Source organism: Chryseobacterium viscerum (genome assembly GCF_025949665.1).
Lineage (GTDB): Bacteria > Bacteroidota > Bacteroidia > Flavobacteriales > Weeksellaceae > Chryseobacterium > Chryseobacterium viscerum_A.
Window position 1 is genome coordinate 1 of the sequence record NZ_JAPDFT010000004.1, and the last position, 22,080, is coordinate 22,080.

General features: G+C 35.9%; 16 protein-coding genes. All 16 read right to left on the reverse strand.

Annotated features, from left to right (window positions below; genetic code table 11):
• Positions 1-209: 209 nt before the first annotated feature.
• The 16 genes from OL225_RS18670 to OL225_RS18745 all read right to left on the reverse strand — a co-directional run bounded on the left by OL225_RS18670 (position 210) and on the right by OL225_RS18745 (position 21,942).
• On the reverse strand, positions 210-890 hold the full coding sequence (locus OL225_RS18670) for a hypothetical protein (protein WP_264519206.1): 681 nt from the start codon (positions 888-890) through the stop codon (positions 210-212).
• A gap of 5 nt (positions 891-895) precedes the next feature.
• The gene (gene rfbD, locus OL225_RS18675) at positions 896-1,759 is read right to left on the reverse strand and encodes a dTDP-4-dehydrorhamnose reductase (RefSeq protein ID WP_264519207.1); all 864 of its coding nucleotides are present in this window, start codon (positions 1,757-1,759) and stop codon (positions 896-898) included.
• A gap of 48 nt (positions 1,760-1,807) precedes the next feature.
• On the reverse strand, positions 1,808-2,293 hold the full coding sequence (locus OL225_RS18680) for an acyl-CoA thioesterase (RefSeq protein WP_047377420.1): 486 nt from the start codon (positions 2,291-2,293) through the stop codon (positions 1,808-1,810).
• 70 nt (positions 2,294-2,363) lie between these two features.
• Positions 2,364-2,867 carry an OmpH family outer membrane protein gene (locus OL225_RS18685; RefSeq protein ID WP_047377419.1) on the reverse strand — a complete coding sequence of 168 codons (504 nt, stop codon included), beginning with the start codon at positions 2,865-2,867 and terminating at the stop codon, positions 2,364-2,366.
• 67 nt (positions 2,868-2,934) lie between these two features.
• On the reverse strand, positions 2,935-3,489 hold the full coding sequence (locus tag OL225_RS18690; protein WP_047377451.1) for an OmpH family outer membrane protein: 555 nt from the start codon (positions 3,487-3,489) through the stop codon (positions 2,935-2,937).
• An 8-nt stretch (positions 3,490-3,497) separates the two neighbouring features.
• Entirely contained in the window at positions 3,498-6,032 is a 2,535-nt protein-coding gene (locus OL225_RS18695; RefSeq protein WP_047377418.1) for an outer membrane protein assembly factor, read from the reverse strand.
• A gap of 28 nt (positions 6,033-6,060) precedes the next feature.
• The gene (locus OL225_RS18700; protein ID WP_047377417.1) at positions 6,061-6,810 is read right to left on the reverse strand and encodes an isoprenyl transferase; all 750 of its coding nucleotides are present in this window, start codon (positions 6,808-6,810) and stop codon (positions 6,061-6,063) included.
• Between the two features lies 1 nt (position 6,811).
• Entirely contained in the window at positions 6,812-7,702 is an 891-nt protein-coding gene (locus OL225_RS18705; protein WP_264519208.1) for a DUF6089 family protein, read from the reverse strand.
• Positions 7,703-7,915: 213 nt separating this feature from the next.
• Positions 7,916-10,414 carry a polysaccharide biosynthesis tyrosine autokinase gene (locus OL225_RS18710; RefSeq protein WP_264519209.1) on the reverse strand — a complete coding sequence of 833 codons (2,499 nt, stop codon included), beginning with the start codon at positions 10,412-10,414 and terminating at the stop codon, positions 7,916-7,918.
• A gap of 2 nt (positions 10,415-10,416) precedes the next feature.
• Positions 10,417-11,298, reverse strand: a complete 882-nt coding sequence (locus OL225_RS18715; RefSeq protein ID WP_047377414.1) for a polysaccharide biosynthesis/export family protein — start codon at positions 11,296-11,298, stop codon at positions 10,417-10,419.
• 38 nt (positions 11,299-11,336) lie between these two features.
• Positions 11,337-12,455, reverse strand: coding sequence for a glycosyltransferase family 4 protein (locus tag OL225_RS18720; protein ID WP_047377413.1), 1,119 nt, complete (start codon positions 12,453-12,455; stop codon positions 11,337-11,339).
• 114 nt (positions 12,456-12,569) lie between these two features.
• Complete coding sequence (locus OL225_RS18725) at positions 12,570-13,571, reverse strand: glycosyltransferase family 2 protein (RefSeq protein ID WP_264519210.1); 1,002 nt, start codon at positions 13,569-13,571, stop codon at positions 12,570-12,572.
• 3 nt (positions 13,572-13,574) lie between these two features.
• Positions 13,575-14,645 (reverse strand): formimidoylglutamase, encoded by a 1,071-nt coding sequence (locus tag OL225_RS18730; RefSeq protein ID WP_052184720.1) that lies wholly within the window; start codon positions 14,643-14,645, stop codon positions 13,575-13,577.
• 271 nt (positions 14,646-14,916) lie between these two features.
• Positions 14,917-15,291: a hypothetical protein gene (locus OL225_RS18735; protein ID WP_264519211.1), complete on the reverse strand. Its 375-nt coding sequence runs from the start codon at positions 15,289-15,291 to the stop codon at positions 14,917-14,919.
• A gap of 383 nt (positions 15,292-15,674) precedes the next feature.
• A complete protein-coding gene (gene topA, locus OL225_RS18740) occupies positions 15,675-18,251 on the reverse strand; it encodes a type I DNA topoisomerase (RefSeq protein WP_047377410.1) in 2,577 nt (858 codons plus the stop codon).
• 277 nt (positions 18,252-18,528) lie between these two features.
• Positions 18,529-21,942, reverse strand: a complete 3,414-nt coding sequence (locus OL225_RS18745; RefSeq protein WP_264519212.1) for a T9SS type A sorting domain-containing protein — start codon at positions 21,940-21,942, stop codon at positions 18,529-18,531.
• Between the last annotated feature and the right edge of the window lie 138 nt (positions 21,943-22,080).

Sequence of the window (22,080 nt, forward strand, 5' to 3'; positions counted from 1 at the left end):
TCTGCGCTACTGTTATACTCTCGTTTTTCAGTGGGGCAAAGATAACAACTTATTGCAACGCAAAACAACTTTATTTAACATAAATATTACATTTCATTCATATTTAATCATAATCACCTGGAACGCAGTGAGAAAAATTTTAAACATTTGTTTGGAGTATTAATTCCTCTTAACCCAAACCCAGTAATAATCCTGTTATAATCTATTTCTTAAGGATTGCTTTCTTTATAGATAACGCTCAAAAATTCGGCATAGGACTTTTCCAGACCAATAATATCACCGGATTTAAGATTCAACCCTCCAACTCCTGAGTTGTCTGGTTTTACTTTTAAAGATGAAACCTGAAAGTATAAGTTATCATCATTCGCTTTTGGCTGAACTTTGACAGTAGATCCCAAAAGTTTCTTGGTTGAAATTGTATAAATTTCTCCTGGAACAACTTTTAATTTTAAAAATGATCTGGGAGAGATCATATAGTCTTTACGATTGATGCTTATTTTCTGATCTTTCTCAGAGGATGCAAATATATACATCTCGCCATGCTGGGCTGGCAGCTTTTCTTTTGGTGTATAATATAACGCAATCTTATAATTGGCTGCATTGAACGACTGAGCAGTTCCATCCACGTTTTCAAAAGGCCTTAATTCAAAAGTATTGGCACCTATCTCTTTTGCTTTTTTATAGACCAAGGAAAATATAAGTGCATCATCTTTTGAAAAGCCCTGAACTTCTACTTCTCCTAAATAAACGGCATCAGCAGCGGCAACTTCTTTTTTATAAAAGAATTTATCCGGGTTATCATTTGTTTTTTCAACTTTAGTGAGATAAACATTCTGTGCATTCCACAGCTGGATACACAATACGGAAAAGATGATTGCAATATTCTTCATATATATTATTGTTGTGAAAGTGTATCAACACATTCTTCAAGACTATTTTCCCAATGTTTGGGTTCTATTTTGTAAGTCTCTTCTATTTTATCCAGAGACATTGTACTTCTTACGGGTCTTTTGGCAGGCGTTGGGTACTGTTCAGTTGTTAATGGATTCAATTTAACTGAAGATTTTGAAAATTCAGCAATTTTTTTTGCAAATTCAAACCATGTTGTCTCCGGGTAGTTTGAAAAGTGGAAGACTCCATAGGTTTTATGGTGAGCTTCGATGATCTCCATTATAGCTTCTGCCAGATCATTTGCATTGGTTGGCTGCCCAAACTGATCCGCAACAATTCCCAATTCTTTTTTCTGAGAGAAAAGGTTCAGCATCGTTTTCACAAAGTTCTTATTGAACTCTGAATACAGCCATGAGGTTCTCAGTATAATTGTTTTAGGATTAATTTCCAGTGCAAGTTCTTCTCCTTTCCTTTTAGATTCTCCATATACTCCTATCGGATTTGTAAAATCGTCTTCAGAGTATGGAAGATTTGTGGTTCCATCAAAAACATAGTCTGTAGAAACATGAATCAGGGTAGTTTTATAATCTACACACGCCTGGGCAAGATGAGCTACCCCATCTGCATTTACTGCAAAAGCTTTTTCTTTTTCGGTTTCAGCCAAATCTACCGCTGTGTATGCTGAAGCATTAATGCAGTAATCAGGTTTGTTATCATAAAAGAAGTTATTCATCTGATCTTCATTAGTAACATCAAGGGTGGATGAGTCTGTAAATAAGAATTCATATTGATGTTCAAAATCTGGCGCTATTTTTCTAATGCAGTTACCCAATTGTCCGTTGCTTCCTATTACTGCTATTTTTTTCATTTATATATTATTAATTTTTAAATTGGAATCTTCAATAAGAGTTACTGATTAAGAATTTTTTGCATTTTGGCTTCTTAAAAACTTCACTCTGGACTGGAAGTCTTTCTGAATCAAATCTACATAAAACTTGTCGAAAATTTCTTTGACGTCTTCGGGATGAACTTCAGATTTTCTTGTTTTAACATTGAAATAAATAACAGTTACCCACAGTACAGCATGAATTGTCTTTTCATCTAAGCTTTTCATCAGGATTTCTACTTTTGCAGTTCTATCCTGCACATCGATGGTTTTGCTGCTGATTACAACCTGAGTGTTATATCTTACTTCTTTTAAATAGGCTATTTCATTTTGAATGGCAATCCAGGTACAGCCGGTTTTCTTGGTATATTCTTCATAGGTAAATCCGTAAAATGTTTCTACATGATCTTCTCTGGCATTGAACATATAATCAAGATATTTTACATTATTCAAATGTCCGATCGGATCGCAGTCACTAAACCTAACTTTTACCGTAGTTGATACTTCTTTTTCCATTCCGCAAAAATAAAAAAACCACCTCTAATAGAGATGGTTAGTTTTATAAATCTTTGTTAATTTGCTGAAATTATTGAACTCCAAGTTCTTTCTTTACAGCTGGAGTAGCATCTGGTCCTGCTTTATAAAGGAATGCAGTTGAGTTAGCATCCATAATATAATCATATCCGTTAGCTTTAGCTACTTTTTCTACTGCATCGTTCAGTTTTTTCTCAACTGGTCCGAAAGCCAAATCCTGCTTAGCTTGTAGATCTTTTTGAGCTTTGTCCTGCATTTGCTGGATTTCTTCAGCTAATTTTTTCATTTCAGCTTCTCTTGCTGCGTTTTCGTCAGCTGTTTTTTTCGGAGCTTCTGTTTGATATTGCTGATATTTAGTTTGAGCTGCGTCAGCTTTTTTCTTAATCTCAGCTTGTTTAGTATCTAAGAATGTTTTAAGATCAGCATCTGCTTTCTTTTTCTCCGGCATAGCGTTAAGAACTCCCATTACATCTAAAGTAGCAATTTTTTGAGCTTTTGCCATACCTACAGATACAACCATCATTACTGCTGCAAATAATACACTTAATTTTTTCATAACTGGTAAATAAATAATTTAATTTGTTTTTAGATTTTAAAATATAGCAAAAGTTAATTTTTAAAACTTATTTTTTGCCTTTGCTATTTGTTTTTTCCTTCTTGTCTGTTCCTTTCAGCAAAACAGACAATACTTTCTCGGTGTAATCATATTTTGACTGAAGGAAAATAACACTAATGTTATTGCTTTTATCAAGAACTATGCCCAATCCATTTTTTTCGGACATTGTTTTGATGGCTCCCCATATCTGATCCTGAAAAGGCAAAACAAGGTTTGTTCTCAGTTTTGTGATCTCACCGTTAGCTCCAAAACGTAAGCTAGTAGTAGTTTTAATATTTTTATCAAGGTCTACAACTTCTTTTTCTCTCAATTTAAGCTGATCTCCTATCAATAATACTTTTTCACTTTCAAAAGCAGCTTTTTTTCTTTCATATTCAGATTGAAGACTTTGAAGTTCTGACTCCCAGGTATCGATCTGAGAATTCAGTCTTGCTTCAGCTTCTTTATACTGAGGTAATTTATTTAAAATTTCATTAGTATCCACTACTCCTATTTTCTGGGCATTGCTGAATCCAAAAAGCAATAGTAATGCGAACGTGAAAGTTATTTTAAAGTGCTTCATATCTGTAATTATAATGTTTGGTTCATCAAGAAGTGGTTTCTCCATCCTGACTTATCACCTGATAATGTCTTATCAAGACCAAGTGCAAAGTCAAATCCGATCAATCCAAATGCTCCCATATAAACTCTTACTCCTATACCTACTGATCTTTTCAACTGGAATGGGCTGTAAGAACTCCATGAGTTCCATACGTTACCTCCTTCAGCAAATGTCAATGCATAGATTTTTGCAGTCTGGCTCATTGAGATCGGGTATCTTAATTCTAACGTAAATCTGTTATAGATTGTACCACCACCTGTCTGAGTAATATCATCTGCCTGACCTCCTTCTGTGCTGGCATTTTCATACCCTCTCAAAGGAATCAATTCTCTACCGTCATATCTACCTCCGAAAAGACCTGTACCTCCCATATAGAATCTTTCAAATGGCGGAGCTCCCAGTTTGCTGTTATATCCGTCCATGAATCCCATTTCTGCTGAAGATCTTAAGACAAGTTTTCCAATGATTTCATTGTATACGTCTGCCTTGAATTTAATCTTATAGAATTCCATCCACTTATATTTGTCGATAGCTGACATTGTGGAGTAATCTTTCTTTTTAAACAATGAGTATGGAGGTGTCAGTTTTGCTGAAAGCTCAATATTGGATCCCATTGTCGGGAAGATTGGATCGATACCTGCAGAGTTTCTGCTCAAACCTAAGTTGACACTGAAGTTATTAGCAGAACCATAACTCTCTGTAGTATTTCCAAACTGGAATGGATAGTTATTGAAGTCATACTTCTGGAACTGTAATCCTGTATAAAGCGAGAAATAATCATCCGGCCAGTTTAATAGTCTGTTTAAACCAGCTGAAGCGGAGAAAATGTTAAGCTTTTGAGCAGCTCCGTATTGATCCGTATATCTTACTCTGGAGTTGTTCAAACTTACAGAAAGAGCCGTTGCTCTTGTACCAAATAACCAAGGTTCTGTAAATGATACACCGTAGTTTTGGAAGTACTGTCCTGCCTGCACCTGAATAGAGAACGTTTGTCCGTCTCCTTGAGGTACCGGTTTGAAGTCCTTAAACTTAAGGAAGTTCTTTAATGAGAAGTTATTAAAAGTTAATCCTAAAGTACCGATGAAGCTGTTACCACCGTAACCCGCCTGCAGCTGCACCTGAGAAGATCCTTTTTCTACAAGCTTCCAGTTAATATCAACGGTATTATCTACCTGATTTGGCTGGATATCCTGACCGATCTGCTGAGGGTCAAAGAATGACATCCCTGCTAAATCGAAATATGTTCTTTTAATTTCCGTTTTCTTGAATAGCTCTCCCGGTTTTGTTCTCAGTGCTCTAAGGATAACGTGGTCATGGGTTGTAGTGTTCCCCTGCCATGTCACTTTATTCCATGTAGCCTGTTCTCCTTCATTAATTCTAACTTCAAGGTTTACAGCGTCTCCTGATACTGATTTTTCAACAGGTGTAACATTAGAGAAAAGGTAACCGTTGTTCATATAAACAGATTTGATATCTGAATCATCTTCTTTACCTCCGTCTTCTCCAACTTTTTTGTTGAATCCTACTGCATCGTAAATATCTCCTTTTTTATATCCTAATAATCTCTGTAAATATTCTGTAGCGTATACTGTATTCCCCGTGAACGTAACGTCCCCGATGTAATATTTTTTACCCTCATTAAGTTTTACATTGATTTCGTAGTTATTTCTTTTGTTTCTCCAAACTGAATCTGAAACGATTTTCGCATCTCTATATCCCAGGGAGTTATAATAACTGATAAGACCTTGCTTATCTTCCTGATATTTATCTTCAATGAATTTTGAGGATTTCAAAATACCACCAATACCGAAACGTTTTTGTTTTGTTTCTTTGAAAGCTTTGTTTCTAAGCTTTCTATCGGTTACATTTTCATTTCCTTCAAATTCAATATGATCAATCTTAATTCTTTTTCCCTTCTCTACATTAATAGTCCAGTCTACTAAAGCAGGGTCTCCTGCATTTACTTTATCCTGAATACTGATTTTGGCATCTGCAAAACCTTTTTTAATGTAATCTTTAGGAACATTTGTTTTAAGACTAGAAACTAAGTTTTGGGTAATCTTAGTTCCTGGTTTAAGGTTGTTATCCTTTGCCAGCTTTTCGCTCTTAGATTTACCAATTCCCTTTCCTGCGAATTTCACTTCTCCAAGTTCTTTCAGATCCTGCAGGTGAAATTTCAGAACGATTGTCTGTCCTTCAATGCTTTGAACATAAACTTCCACTTCAGAAAAAGATTGGGTATCCCAAAGTTTTTTAACAGCATTGCTGATTTTCTGCCCTGGAATGTCTACGCTTTCTCCTTTAGTAAGACCTGTAAATCTTAAGATCTGAGCTGGTGTATATTTTTTTACCCCATCTACAACGATGTCTTTCAGTGTATAAGTGCCTGCCTCATTTTCTGCGTGAACAGCATTATTTACTTTTGTGCTGTCTTGTGGAGTTACTTGTCCATAAAAATGCGCTGAAGCAGCAAACATAATGATGGGTAATAGTCTAAACTTCATTTTATCGAGTCTTTCTTTTCTTAAAATTTTATTGGCCTTTTACTTGTTCACCGGTTAAACCGTATCTTCTTTCTTTGTTTTGATAATCTACAATACATTGGAAGAAAATATCTTTGGTAAAATCCGGCCACAGAACATTTAAAAACTGTAGTTCTGCATAAGCGATCTGCCAAAGCAGGAAATTACTTATTCTTATTTCACCGCTGGTTCTGATCAGTAAATCTACAGGAGGAAAATCTTTTGTGTAAAGGTAGCTTTCAAATAAACTTTCGTTAATATTTTCTATCTCTACTTTTCCTTCTTTTACATCAGAACTTATATTTTTAACGGCTTCAAGTATTTCATTTTGTGAGCCATAGCTTATAGCCAATACAAGGTTTCCTTTTGTGTTTTCTTTTGTGAGTTCTACCACACGTTCTAACTGCTCTTTTACTAAAGGAGGCAGTTTTTCAAGGTTCCCTATCACATGCATTCTTAATCCTTTGCTGAAGATTTCCTCTGCCTCAAGCAGTAAGGTCTCTACCAACAGGTTCATAAGAGTATTCACTTCTTCAGTTGGACGGCTCCAATTTTCTGAAGAGAATGTATAAAGTGTTAGGTAAGGGATATTAATCTCATTACAGGCATTAATGGCATTTCTTACTGCATTAATGGCATTTTTGTGACCGAAAGTTCTTTCCTCGCCACGAGATTTTGCCCATCTTCCATTACCATCCATAATGATGGCTACGTGTTTTGGTAAATTCTCAGAATTTATTTTATCTTTAATCAACGACATATTATTCACAATAACATGGAGGTCTTCCGAACGAATACGTGAGTCCTAAACTGAAAGTATTCATCCAGTCGTTCGATCTTCCATCTCCAATATTTCTCTTTTTAATAAACTCTGCTTCTCTTTCCTTAGAAACTGCATAATAATTTCCTGACTGCAATAATGAACCTCCTGTTGCTGGGTCCAAAATATCTGAATTAAAAGAAGTTTTTACATCTTTGTCAAGGATCTTACTGTGATCCAACTGATCCGTCAATGTATATCTGAATGTAGCTTCTGCAAATATAGCCCAAGAATGGTTGAATTTATACTTCAAGCCCACCCCAAAAGGAATATGCATCGTTACTTTTTTCCCTAATGAATACTCTGTTTTGGTAGTGAAATCCAATTCATTGATTGGAGCCTGCGCCACACCATCCGCATCTCTTCTGAAATCATTCACAAGATTTGCTTTAGGAGCATCAAACATCAAAGCACCAACACCTCCGAAGATATAAGGGCTCAGCATGCTGATCTGCTCATTATTTACCGGGAAAAAGTTATATTCAAACATTAAACTCGCCTCATACACATTATTTTTTCCGTATGAGTTTCTATTTCTTCTATAATCTTCTTTCGCAGCTTTATCACTAAACTGAATCTGGTTGTATCCTAAATCCAATCTAACGGTCTGATGCGGGTTAAAATTAAATCTATATAACAAACCTCCATAAAATGGGATGCCCCAATCTGACACTCTGTTTAAATCCAACGGCTTCTGTAAAATATAATTTGTCCTTCCTACATCTCCCACTAGGTTACTCATACCTAGACGAACTCCCAATTCGTTTCTTTGTGCTTTAACACTTACCACTCCAAGGAAGGCAAGGAAGCTAAACAATAATTTTTTATTCATAAAAGAATATGGATTTATGGTTATTTTAAAATTTAATTTTTGCAAATATAAAACATTTTTATATTAATGATAATCTTAATGTTTAGTTAAAAATAAACAAAAAAACATAATTTGTTATAAAGTAAACGGCAAAGTGGCAAAAATATTCTTTTTTTCATAGAATGAAAATACATTAAATATGAAAAAACCCCCATTAAATGAGGGTTTAATGCTTTATTTTTTATTAAATAATACCTGTACTTTATTTCTGATCCTTATCAACAATGGCTCTTTATAATTTTTATCCTCATCAAAATATCCGTAACCATAGCCATATCCGTAGCCATAACCGTAACCGTAGCCTTGTTTTGTATTATAATCATTATAAACAAGCCCCAAGTTATCTATCTCATCATTATGATATTTATCCGTAATCATTTTCAGCATGTACTTTTCTGTGTATTCATGACGCACAACATAAATATTGGCATCAGAATGCTTCATCAGCTCATATGAATCTGCCACTAATCCTACCGGTGGTGAATCTATAATAATGAAATCATATTTTTCTTTCAGTTCTTCTATAAATTTGATATTTCTCTGGCTCATTAAAAGCTCAGAAGGGTTTGGCGGTATAGGACCAGAAGTGGCAACATCCAGATTTGGGATTTTTGTTTTGTTGACAATCTGATCAATTCCTACTTCCCCTGTCAGATAATTTGAAATACCATATTTATTATCAATCTTGAAGTCTCCGAAGATTTTTGGTTTTCTAAGGTCCATTCCCAATAAGATTGTTTTTTTATCACCCAATCCAATTACAGATGCCAGATTAATGGAAATATAGGTCTTCCCTTCTCCTCCGATGGATGATGTGATTAATATGACTTTACCTTTCTGATCTTCATTATCCATCAAAAATCTCATATTAGCCCTTATCCCTCTGAAAGCTTCTGATACGGATGATTTTGGCTGCTCCAGAACAGTAAGCATGTTTTCATTGTTGTTATTTCCGATAACTCCAAGAAGCGGAATTTTTGTAGCACTTAAAAGTTCTTTGATATTTCTGATCTTGTTGTCAAACACTTCACCAATCAGGATAAATAATAATGGAAGCAGCAACATTCCTGAAATAATAGCTGTTTTTGCCAGTTTAACATTAGGTCCAATTGGTCTTTGTCCTAAATTTTTAGCCGGGTCAATGACTGTTATATCGGATTGATTGGTAGCCATTCTCATCTTCGTATCACTCTGTCTTCCCAAAAGGCTGTTATAAGTAGCTTCAATCATATTATAACCTCTTTCTGCATCCAGATATCTTCTTTCTTTTTCAGGATAAGTTGCTAAATCAGAATTGGCGCCAGCCATTTCACGATCTATTTTATTGATTTCTTCATAATATCTGTTATAATAGTTTCTCAAACTATTGGATGACCCCATTCTTGCTTCATCAATAAGCCTGTTGATTTCTCTCATAGGCTCTGATGACGGTTTATAAATAGTAGCCATTTCTGCTTTTTTGGTATATAAAGCTCTAAGTTCAGAAACCGTTGCCGTGAAAACACCATCTTCAAAACCAGCTGCATTTGTTCCGATCATTTTATCAAAATTCTGAGACTGAAGGGTGTTCTTGATATTGTTCAGAGAACTGATTTTGCTTATGATATCGGCTTTTTTAGCTTCAAGTTCTTTTATTTTTTCAAGAGATTTTTCATCTCTGTCTTTAATGTTATAAAGTTTTTCAGAAGTCTTTAAATAATTAAGCACATTTGCGCTTGAATCAAGTTTTTTGCGGATGTTTGTAAGGTTGTCTTTTAAGAAAATATCTGTATTCTTATTAACGATATTTTTATCAGCAAGTCTCTTTTTCTGTAGTTCTGCAACGGATTTGTTCAGAAAGTTAACTGTACTATTAAGGTTGTAGCCTTTTTTAGTAATGATCATAATAGACCTGATTTCTTTATCAAAGTCTACGCCTGTGGTGGAAACAATTTCATCTACACTCTGGTTTACAGAGTTTAAATTAATAATAATATTGTCCAGCTTAATTTTGGTAGCAACAGGATTTTGAAGCAGTCTGAATCTCAGGTTAGGAGAAGTATACCACTCATTAATTTTGATGGTTTTATCTGCCGGTCTGCTATAATGGTTAATATCCTGGAACCCTTCTACTTCATAGTTATATAAATTTGTAGACTCTCCTTCTTCAGGCAAAATCACCTGATAAGTACCATTTCCTTTCGGTATCAGCGTAATAGGATAATTGATCTGCTGAAGATGACTTTTATCAATCTGAAGGAAAACGGGTGAATCATCTTTGTCCAGGTAAGTAGATTTTATAAGCCCTTTAGTAGAATAGTTCACAAAAAGATCTAATTCTTTCACCAAAAATTCATTGTGAGATCTGGATAGAAGCATTTTCTTCAAATAAAGCCCATCCTGATTTCCAGTATCTCCCCAAATGAAGTTGATAGATTGGTTAGACTGTGTTGGCAAAAATTCTGAACCTTTACTGGAGGTACTTAATGATAAGTCTGATGCATAAATATTTTGTGCATAATATTTACTGTATACCCACGCCATGGCATATCCAATGATAAACATCAATACAAACCAGTACCAGTTTTTAAGAATCCTTCTTAAAAAGTGTTCTAGATCAAATAACGCAAATGTCCCGGATTTATCTTTCTGAGAATTATTCTTCTCTGCAGTGTTTACTCTTTCTGGAATCATGGCTAAAGATTTTTAAGGAGTAAATAAATAGATAATGCAGTAGTAATTACAGAAACTCCTGTAGTTAAAGTCTGGATAGGGTCTTTTCCGAATCCATTTAAGCTTTTCGCTCTTGTATTCAGATAGATTTCATCTCCATTCTGCACATAATAATACGGAGAGTTCATAAGGTCTTCACGGGTAAGATCTATTTTGGCAATTTTGATTCCTTCCGGAAGTTTTCTGTGGATAACGACTTCTCTTTTATCAATAGTTCTGTTCAACCCACCATTAATAGCCAGTGCCTCAGTAATGGTAAGAGTATTTTTGTGGACTACTTTCTCGCCAGAAAGTCCTGTAGTTTCCACGTCACCAAGAATATAATAGGTAATACCGTCTGTATTCAGTCTTACTTCAGATTTACCTTCCTGGAAATTTTCATTTACTTTATCCTGAATTTCTTTTGTAATATCGTCTAAAGTTCTCCCTTCAGCTTTTACATATCCGATCCCGAACACATTGATATCACCATTGGAATCAACCTTCAGTCCGTTAAAATAAAAATTCATATTTCCGCCTCTGCCTCCTCCGGCATTAGCGCTAACCACACCTCCTATACTACCACCTCCTGATATTGCAGAACTAGTTACCCCTCCGCCGGCAACTCCGCCTGAAGTATTGTAAGAGGAATAAAACTGTGCTGCATCACCTTTGGGAGTGGTCACAATATTAAGATTGAGGATGTCATTTTTGGTAATCCTGTACACGGGAATATTGTATGGGATAAGACCTTCTTCGTTAATGACAAGGCTTTCGCTTGGCTGCAAGTACCTCACATCCTTTGTTGTGATACATGAGGTAACTAAAAAAGGGAATATTAAAAATAAATATTTAAAATTCTTCATCATATTTGAATATTGTTTACAAAAGTAATATTTAATTGTTAATTTTTGTTATTTCTTAATCGATATAGCAAATCTGGCAGATAAGCTCCGAAAAAGCCCAGTGAAATAATCACCAATAATAACAGATTGACATCAATATGTCTTAAATAATAAGCAACTCCCACAATCATCAAGTAGTAAAGAATGATATAAAAAGTGGATCTTCTGTGGGTAAGATTTAGCTTCAACAGCTTATGGTGAATGTGGTTTTTATCAGCGTCAAAGGGTGATTTCTTATTGTAAAGCCTTATAAATATTACATTTAAAGTATCTACAATCGGAAGAATCAGGATTGCTACAGCTACTACAGGAGCAGACTGAAGGTGATACCTTGGCACATCTACCAGGTTTTTATCAATAAAAATATCTATGAAACAAATGGAGGTAAAAGCCAGTAAAAAGCCAAGCAGCATGGATCCGGTATCTCCCATAAATATTTTATGGGTACGATAGTTGGACAGGTTATAATACAGGAAAGCCAATACAGTCCCAATAATAACAACAGACAATACTACCAGGGGATAATTATATTCTCCCAACCGGTAATAGCTTATTCCAAATAAAGCACTGCAGATTACAGAATAACCGCCCGCCAACCCGTCAATCCCATCGATCAGGTTGAAAGCATTGATCAGAATAATAAAGGTAATAATACTGAATATTACACTTACAAAATACTCCAGTTCATAGACTCCAAATATTCCAAATAGGCTTCTTATTCTAATATCTGAACCAATAACCACCAGTGAAGACACTACAATTTGTGCAACAAGTTTCTTATAAGCTCTCATCACAACAATATCATCCATTACCCCTACATAAAGCAGGATAATCAATGAAGCAAATAAAAATTTGTAGAGGTCAAACAGCTCATAGGCAAAAATAGAAGCACAGATTCCAATTGAATAGAAAATGGCAATCCCTCCAAGGTTAGGAATTTCTCTAAGATGCGAACTTCTTATCCCAGGCTCATCCATCAGGTTCTTCCTTCTTGAGATCTTGACGATAGTAGGAATAGAGAAAAAGGTAATTAAAAAAGCGAATACGAAACCAAGTCCTATTTTTACATAGAAAATAGGTATTCCCGATCCGCTTAAGAACAATTCAAAATTTTTCATTCTTTCTTATTCAGCACTTGCATCTCTCAATAAAAACTCATAATGTAGAACTTATAAAGAACTTCATCATCACTTTTCTATTGCTCGAAACAATAGCACGTACATTTGTGTTTATTAAATCAACTTTCTTATCAATCTTTTCTGTCCTCCAAAAAACAACAGATAAAAAATTTTTTTCTTCAAAGGCAAAGATAAAAGATAATTCTTACCAAAACGACTATACTTCAATATATCTTGAATTTTTATTTGTCTTTCCTTCATAAAAAGAACCAACTGATCAGACATACTATAAAATATTTCTTCTTTTTTCACAAAGGCCAGATAGGCCAGAAATGAGTAAACTCCTTCAAAAATCTGGAAGTTTTTTAACTCCTCTTTTTTATGAGAATATTGAGATTCATTAAATATGTTTTCCACATCAGCTACTGCTTTCAGCATATCAAGCCCTTTTTCCGTATGGGTTTTCGTAATAGAATCAGTACGTTCAAGATACTGATAATGGAATTTTTGGGTCTGAGCAATGGTATCACATTCCAGTAAAAGTTGTGGGATCAACTGAATATCTTCAAAATGAACTCCTTTTTTAAATCTTCTTTGATGAAAAAGTTCTTTTTTGAACAGTTTATTGCATGCAAAATAGCTGATATCCGAGAACACTGAAAAATTATTTTCAAGGACTATTTTCTCGGGCATATTGGGAAGCTGAGTCAGTTTTTGGGAAACCTTCCCGGTTTCGTCAACTTTCTGAATATTGCAGATCACCATTTTTGCCTGATGCTTTTCTGCTAAAAGAAGCATTTCTTCAAACATTGTTTCGGAAACATAGTCATCACTGTCTACAAAACCTATATAATCTCCGGCAGCTCTGTCAAGCCCAAAATTACGGGCATCACTTAAACCTCCGTTTTCTTTGGTAAAAGCTTTTATTTTTTCCGGATATCTTTGTGCATACCCTTCAATGATTTTTTCAGAATTATCTTTACTCCCATCATTTATTACGAGAATCTCAATATTAGAAAAACTCTGGTTTACAAGGGAATCAAGGCATTTTGTCAGATAATTTTCGACATTATAAACAGGAACAATAATGGATATTTTTGAGGGAACATTTGTCATACATTAAATTTTCGTCAGTCTTGCATTCAGCCATCCTTTTTTGGCTTCATCAAAATCCTTTCTAGAACACGGAATGCAATTGTCTATATTTTCATCATCACCAAAATACCACAAATTACTGAAAGTATCACGCTTGAATGCATATTGTCTGTCATCTATCAAAACATAGAACAGCTCATAATGTCTTTCCTTTGGGTGGGAATGCTGGATATTGATTCCTTCGATCAGATACCATAACATTTGTGCTAAAAGCTGGTGGTTCAACTGGTTTTCTGAATAAATATTATAATTAAAAATTCCTACAGATTTCAGATTTTCACTCAATCCGATTTCTTTCATGTAGGCACAAATCTCTCTTCTGTTTAATCCATTTACCTGTGGATTCATGGAAAAAGGTTCGCTGAAACTTTCCACAGCATCACAATTTACGGTCACCAGATCTGCTTTTCTGAAGAAAGGTTCTGTTTTTTCTGTAGAATTCATCATTTCAGCAAGGCGGATAATATCAAACTCAACTTCTTTGATTAATCTCACTGAATCCATTTCATTCAAATGCTTCTGGTAACCTAAATGATGGTAATTTTTAATAGAGAAATTCTTGGCTCCGAAAATTTTACCCAAGAAAGTATGTTCATTGATTGTTTCACCCTGTTGAAGTGAGATAATATTACTGATCTGCGTATAATTGATATTTTTCTGATGAAAATTCAAAGCAGAAAATAATGAGAAAGCAAAATCATTGGATCCGCCCACAATTACCGGAATTGCTCTTTTGTAATGACATGCCGACAGGACTTCCTGCAAAATATAATGGGTATCCTGAACAGACTTCCCAGACACAAGGTCTCCAAGATCCACAACCGGAATTTCAAAATCCATCTGAGAAAGTTTATAAAACTCGTTCCTCACCGCTGTAAAATCCTGTACTTCTGCATCTCCGCCCACTCCTCTGTAATCCGACACAAACAAAAGAACAATACTGTCTTCTTTGATATCTTTTGTAATCCGATTTCCTATCTGCCAGCTTTCTGTTTTGAAATTTCTTGGTGAAATGATAAAGTCTTCGAAATCCATATTTTAATTTGAAATGTAATAATTGATTAATTGCTTGATGTAACAAACATACAAAAAACATAGGAACTGAGTAAAGCGTGGATAATTTTGTTCATAAAAAAACCTTCAATAATCATAAACGGTTTTACCCAGCACCTTGTCAAAGTTTAAAACCTTGATAAGGGAGCTCAGGTTTTATTTCAATTTTTATATTTTTAGAAGCTTTATAAAACAAATCCGTCTCACATAGTATATGAGACGGATATTTTATTCTAATTTGTGCACTAGCTCATTAGCACTTTCCAAATGACTGACTGATAATTGTTATTCCAGCAATAATAATGTTAACTCTGATTCCTGTTGGAATTCCCCAGGTAGTACAGATAGATAAACAAGCCTGACCAGCCGTTCCATTAGGAATACTTAATGGGATACTGAAACAGTATTTCCCAAAACCTAAAGGTAAGTTGATACAAACTTTGTTGTTCTCAACAGTAATTGATATACACTCTGCTGTTACGAGAAGATAACCTGCGCTGGCGTTGGCAAGGCTTAAGTCTAAGTCTGCCCCTGATGAACGACGATTTGCCTGACTGTCTTCGTGTGATCTTTTTGCCGCTTCTAATGCGTGCGAGATAGCTTCTTTGCTAAAATTAAATTCTGACATGATTTTATAGTTTTGTTTTTTCTTACTCGTTTGGCTTTTCAGAATCCGCCTCGTTTTTAAAGTGGTTTCTGAACTCCACTGTCTGTAATATTACGATGTAAATCTATAGAATTAAAATACTGAATATCACAGTCTTAGTACTGAATTTTCCATTTGCGTATTTATACTTAGAGCTAAGTAACAAGCGTGTGTAAAGATTAATTCTCTACTTTGAGATATTTATTTAATAATTATCATTCTTTAATTTTTATATTTTTTGAAATGATTCTCAATGAAAAAGCACAAGTTAAAAACTCATGCTATCACTTAATACCAGACTTAATAAAAGCAAAAAAGCACAGAACAAAATCTGTGCTTTCTTATCTTATTAAATTAAAGACTATTTATTTCTTAGCTGCAGGTTTCTTAGCCGCAGGCTTTTTTGCTGTTGTAGTTGTCTTCTTAGCAGTGGCTGCTTTTTTAGCTGCTGGTTTTTTCTTTTCTGCAAAAGCTTTAGGATCCTGATCTGTGATCCATTTTTTAACCTCATCTAAAGAAAGCTCTTTCAACTCATCTGCTTCGTATTTTGTATCGTCAGCTTTCTTCGGGATTTTAAACATTGCTTTTCCGAATTTGATGAAAGGTCCCCATCTTCCGTTTTCAATGGAAATTTTTTCTTTTTCCCACTGCTGGATATATCGGTTGGCTTCTTTTTCAAGTTTCGCATCAATCAGTTCATTGATATCGCTTTGAGAAAGATTTTCAAAGTCATATTTCTTTGGGACATTTACGAAAATAGCTTTGTATTTAATAAATGGTCCGAATCTTCCTGTTCCTTTCGTTACCGGTTCCCCTTTATAAGTAGCAATTGGAGCATCCGCAATTTTCTTTTCATTGATAATTTCTTCTGCACGTTTCTGATCTACAGAAAGAGGGTCTTCTCCTTTCGGAATGCTGATATAGGTTTCTCCCCATTTCACATAAGGTCCAAATCTACCAACACCTACAGAAACTGGCTGTCCGTCAACTTCACTTAAATCGAAAGGCAGTTTGAATAGTTCTAATGCCTCTTCAAAAGTAATGGTTGCAATATTTTGTCCTGTCATTAATGAAGCAAAAACCGGTTTCTCTTCATCATCAGTTTCTCCAATCTGGATCATTGCCCCAAATCTTCCGATTCTTGCATGAACATTTTTACCCGTCTTCGGATCTACCCCTAATAGCCTGTCTCCGGTTGCACGGTCTGCATTTTCTTCTACGTCTTCAATTCTTGGGTGGAATTTTGAGTAGAAATTCGTCATCATTTCCTTCCATTTCTGGTCACCACTTGCAATTTCGTCAAAACTTTCTTCTACTCTTGCTGTGAAGCCATAATCAAGGATCTCTCTGAAGTTATCCGTCAGGAAATCATTTACCACTTCACCTATATCTGTAGGAATAAATTTATTTTTATCACCTCCGAATTTCTCTTCAAGAACTACTTTTTTGATCTTATCTTTGGCTAAAGACATTTTGATCACTTCACGCGTATGCGGCTCAATTTCTCTCTTATCCACATATTCTCTGTTCTGAATCGTCTGAATCGTTGGAGCATAAGTAGAAGGTCTACCAATCCCTAATTCTTCAAGTTTTCTCACCAATCCTGCTTCGGTATATCTTGCACTTGGTCTTGTGAATTTTTCAGTAGCGGTAATGGTTTTATAGTTCAATACCTCTCCTACACTTACTTTAGGCAGCAATTTATCATTGTTCTCCTCATCTTCATCTTCTGTCTTCACAATACCGTAAGCTTTCAGGAAACCGTCAAAAATGATCACCTCTCCCTGCGCTTCAAAATGGTGGGGTAATGATGCATTCCCGATTTCGATCACAGTCTTTTCAATTTTGGCATTGGCCATCTGAGAAGCCAGTGTTCTTCTGTATATGAGTTGGTATAACTTATTCAGTTGTGCATCTCCTATACTTTTCACTCCAAAATCCGTAGGACGGATCGCTTCGTGAGCTTCCTGTGCTGAAGCAGATTTTGTAGTATAATTTCTTGGAGAAGAATATTCTGCTCCGTATTCTGATGTAATTTGTTTTTTAGCTCCTTCAATTGCTTCCTGAGAAAGGTTTACGGAGTCTGTTCTCATATAGGTAATGTACCCTTCTTCATACAGTCTTTGTGCCAGACGCATGGTGTTGGTTACATTATATCCAAGTCTTGAGGAAGCTTCCTGCTGTAGTGTAGAAGTTGTAAATGGAGCTGAAGCGGAACGTGTACCCGGCTTGGTTTCAACATTCAGAACTTTAAATTCTGTAGTTTTTGCCTGCTCAAGGAATTTTTCTGCATCTTCTTCTTTTTCAAAGTCTTTTTTCAATTTAGCAGCTATTTCCTGCTCTGTTTTATTTAAAAAGATTCCGTCAAGTTTAAAACTTGCTTTTGGTGTAAACTCACGAATCTCTTTTTCTCTTTCAACAATTAATCGTACTGCTACAGACTGTACTCTTCCTGCAGATAATCCCGGCTTTACTTTCTTCCATAACACAGGTGACATTTCAAAACCTACAATTCTGTCCAGCACTCTTCTTGCCTGCTGGGCATTGACTAAGTTCTGATCTATATCTCTCGGATTGTCGATTGCTTTTAGAATGGCGTTTTTAGTAATCTCGTGGAAAACAATTCTTTTTCTGTTTTCAGGCTTCAATTTCAACTCATCCGCCAGGTGCCATGCAATAGCCTCCCCTTCGCGGTCCTCATCGGAAGCGAGCCATACCATATCTGCTTTCTTTACTGCAGCCTTTAATTCGGTTACCAATTTCTTCTTGTCTGCGGAAACTTCGTAATCGGGACTGAATGTAGTAAGGTCTATCCCCATTCCTTTTTTAGGTAGGTCCCGGATATGTCCAAAACTGGATTTCACTTCAAAATCCTTTCCTAAATATTTCTGAATAGTTTTTGCTTTTGCCGGGGACTCTACGATTACTAAATTTTTCGACATTCTAACTAAAAATTTTTGCAAAAGTAAAGCTTTTTTATTATATACTTTTTGTAAAACGGGTTTAATTTAACAATCCAGATGGTTTATACCCCTTTTCAGCACCCATTTTTTAAAGATTCAAGTCCTTTGTAGTGTAGGTTTTAGAGCGTTATATAGTTATCAACATTTCATGATATAGAATTTTTCATCAACCGTCATAGACGTAAAAGATATGTTTAGATGTAAAAAAGCAGAACAAGACACCTCATTCTGCTTTTTAAATCCTCATTTTCAGAATTTATCGTTTGATAATTTTCACAACCGCTTCCGAATTATTTATTCTTATCAAATACACTCCTGCACTCAAAGATGACAGGTCAGTCTGATTATTTATAAACTGGCCGGACTTCACCATTTGTCCCAAAGCATTAAAAATCTGAAAATGATATTCTTTATTCTCCGAAGCCCTGATATACAAAATATTGTAAACCGGACTTGGATATAAAGTAATCTTGTTCTCTGACATTTTAAATTCTGCATTCGCAGTACTCAATGTCGGACTATTGGCAATTATTGTTATTCCGGAAGCAGGTCCTTCTTCATTACCGTTTGTATCATATTCTATTTTTACACATCGACATCCCGCACCAAAATACGGATCGTTATTATCATGAAAAACCATAATTCTGTTGCTGGTAGAAGCAGCATCAAAAAGCACATTAATCGGTCTTCCCAAATAATTTGAATTCAAAGCTGCCGTCCACACAGCCGGATATTGAAAATTGAGAACATTGAAGGTTCCCTGTGCTGTCTGATTCGCAATCACGCTTCTGAAACCTCTTGATCCGGAATCAGGGTAATTTCCTAAAGAATATACAGAATTATTAAAGATATATCCTACTGTAGCATTGGTAGAATTTCTCACCCTGGTTCCTAAGTAATCAGTGGCAATATTATATGATGTAGCTACATTTTTATCTTTTTTATACCAGGGAGTCTGCCCGAAATCACTTCCTGAAACCAAAGCGACATTCATCAGATCTGGAATTCGCCATCCTTCCGGACAAGGATCGAAAGGAGATTTCTTGCCGCCTCGTCCCCATCTGTCTGGAGCCAGATTGGGTTCTGTTGCCAGCCAGTCAGTTCCGTTGGTATAGTTGGGTGTTGCACTATTATAAGGAGCAAACGTACTTGGAATCATATATACCAAAGGGTTTTTAACCGAATAAGACAGTATCTTGGAAACCCGATCTACCGGCTTATCTGTGCTCTGCACATTAGCTGCTGCAGCGTAGGTATTGTAAGGAACTATATAACTACCGGAAAGATTATTATAATCAGCCGAAGTAAGCACAGTATAGGAAACATTTCCATTGGCTGCAGCAGTTCCTAAAGAAATATTGTAGAAACTTCTGTTGTCTGCATTTTGGAATGCAGGAATAGGATCTTTTCTTCCCCATTGATAGTGCAATCCTGTAGAAGCGCGTATTTTCAGAAGCTCATCGGCAGTGGGCGCAAGAGGATTTGCAACATTAGGAAAAGCATCTGTTGCCCCAAGATTACGATCCATGAAAGTTGTCTGGAATATCACATCCGCTTTGTTTACATAATTCACATAATTTGTCACTGCCGCAGGAGGCTCTGTAGTATAGGTATAAGACTGTATAGGAGAATCTGTAACCCAGATGTGCCAACTCCAATATACCGGAGCTGATATACTGCCGTTATGCAAGGTTATTACAGCATTTCCACTCTGGTCAGGAGCTATTTCTACAGCTATCTTTGAATTAGCAATACCCTGTAATGAAGAAGGTGACGGATTTACTATTGAAATTTTACTGATAAGACCAGCATTCGTAGTCCAGAGAACATTTCCTTTTAAATTATTAAAATTGGAAGGATTTAATATCTCTGCATTATTCAACAATTGACTTTGTACTGAAAATGCCTTACTTACCGGAATTTCAATGACAGCAGCTGTTCCGCTTTTAACCATCTGGTAGGTATTCGGATTATCTATCCCTTCTTTATATTCTGTGGCTGCAGGCAGATATTCTGTAGGAAAATCATAATCATTGACAAGATATAAAGGATCTTTTATACATCGGCATCCATTGGCGTCTGAAGTATACATTACTGACATAGGAAAGTAATAATAACGTCCTTTGATATTGGGATAATTAGCATCCGGGATATCAGGCTGCGTCTTATCCGGAATCATAGAAAGTCCTCTAACGGTAACTGCCGGAGAAGCATCGAACTGCCGTGCCATAGTAGCCGTCCACAATGCAATATGGTGCTGATCACTATACTGTCCCAAATGAGCTGCCCTGATAAGCTGTCCGTTTCCCGGGAAGACTCCCATATTGTATCCTCCAACTGCAGAAAGATCAAAACCAAGATTAGGATACACTTTAAATCCTGCCATAAATACGGGAAGTCCTGCATTAGTAGGTTTTATAATATGATAATTATTGGTTTCAAAAACATTCTTCGCCATATTGGTTTTTACACCAAAAGGAGAAAAGTCTATTCTGATATCGTCCACATAGGATCCGGAGGCAAGATTCGCTACCAGCATAGAAGGTATACGCCATCCGTTGGGACAAGGGTCATAAGAAGATTTATCCCTGTAAGGTTTTGCTTTGTCATCGGTATTATAAACAGCTTCTATTTTCCCCTGTGCATTATCAGACCAAAGGTTAAGCTCTGAAAGCCTGTTAGTAGGTAAAGTTGTAGATTTTCCAAACCAATTAACAGGAAGATTGATATTATTGTTGTAATAAGCCTGACCGGAATTATCCTCTTTATTGACATAGATAAGACTCAAGGGATTTTTTACAGAAAGCCTTAAGTTATTGGTAACTTCTGCACCGGAGAGTAAAACGAATTTGCTAAGATCATCAATACTTACAGCATTGGTCATATTTTTCGCGGCTCTATGTCTGACTCTCCCTATGGATCCTGAAGCTTCATAGAAATCATTTCCTCTGGTAACCAATGGCGGAATTGGATCTTTTCGTCCCCACTGGTAAAGAAGCCCCATACTTTTGTTCCAGTCTGACGCGGTGATAGAGCTTGTAAGTGCTCCCAAATTCCTGTCCATCCATTTCCAGTCTGTATCCGGAATCACTTCAGTGGTACCATCAGACTTCATCCTTTTAACGTTATTGAAACTTCGATAAGCACTCCCATTTGTAGGGTCATCAGTAACCCAGATATGCCAGCTCCAATAGATTTCTCCATTCACCTTAAAAGCCACCACTGCATTACCTTTTTTTGTTTTGTTGATGGGGACTTTGATTTTAGCATCCTGCCCCGTCCCTATTATTTCGAGAGCATAATTTACCCCTGATTTTATCAGACCATGAACATCTTCCCACAGTACGTCTGCAGTCACTGTTCCTACCGGAATCCCATTTCCGTTGAGATAACCGCCTCCTTCCCACATCGCATATGCTTTCTTTACCGGGACCAGCAAACCTTCACTATTCTGACTGGGATCAAAGATGTAACTGTTTGGTGCTTTTTTCCAATCCGGGAGCAACAGTTTTGCCCATTCACCCACCGGCCTGGTGAGTGAGTCTATATGACGAGTAATCAATACATCATGCTCAACTGAGGGAAGATGTCCTCTGACATTACCTTTAGAACAAATTCCCAACGATATCAGGCAGATAGCTGCCGCTAATTTTCCAACTAACCTTTTCATATCTTATGGATTTGAGTGTCATTACCGAAATACAATTTTTAAGCCCTCATCAACAAAAATAGATTTATTTTATAAATAAAAATAAGATATTTATATTATGTTATTAATAATATAATCAAAACCCTTATCAGCAATACA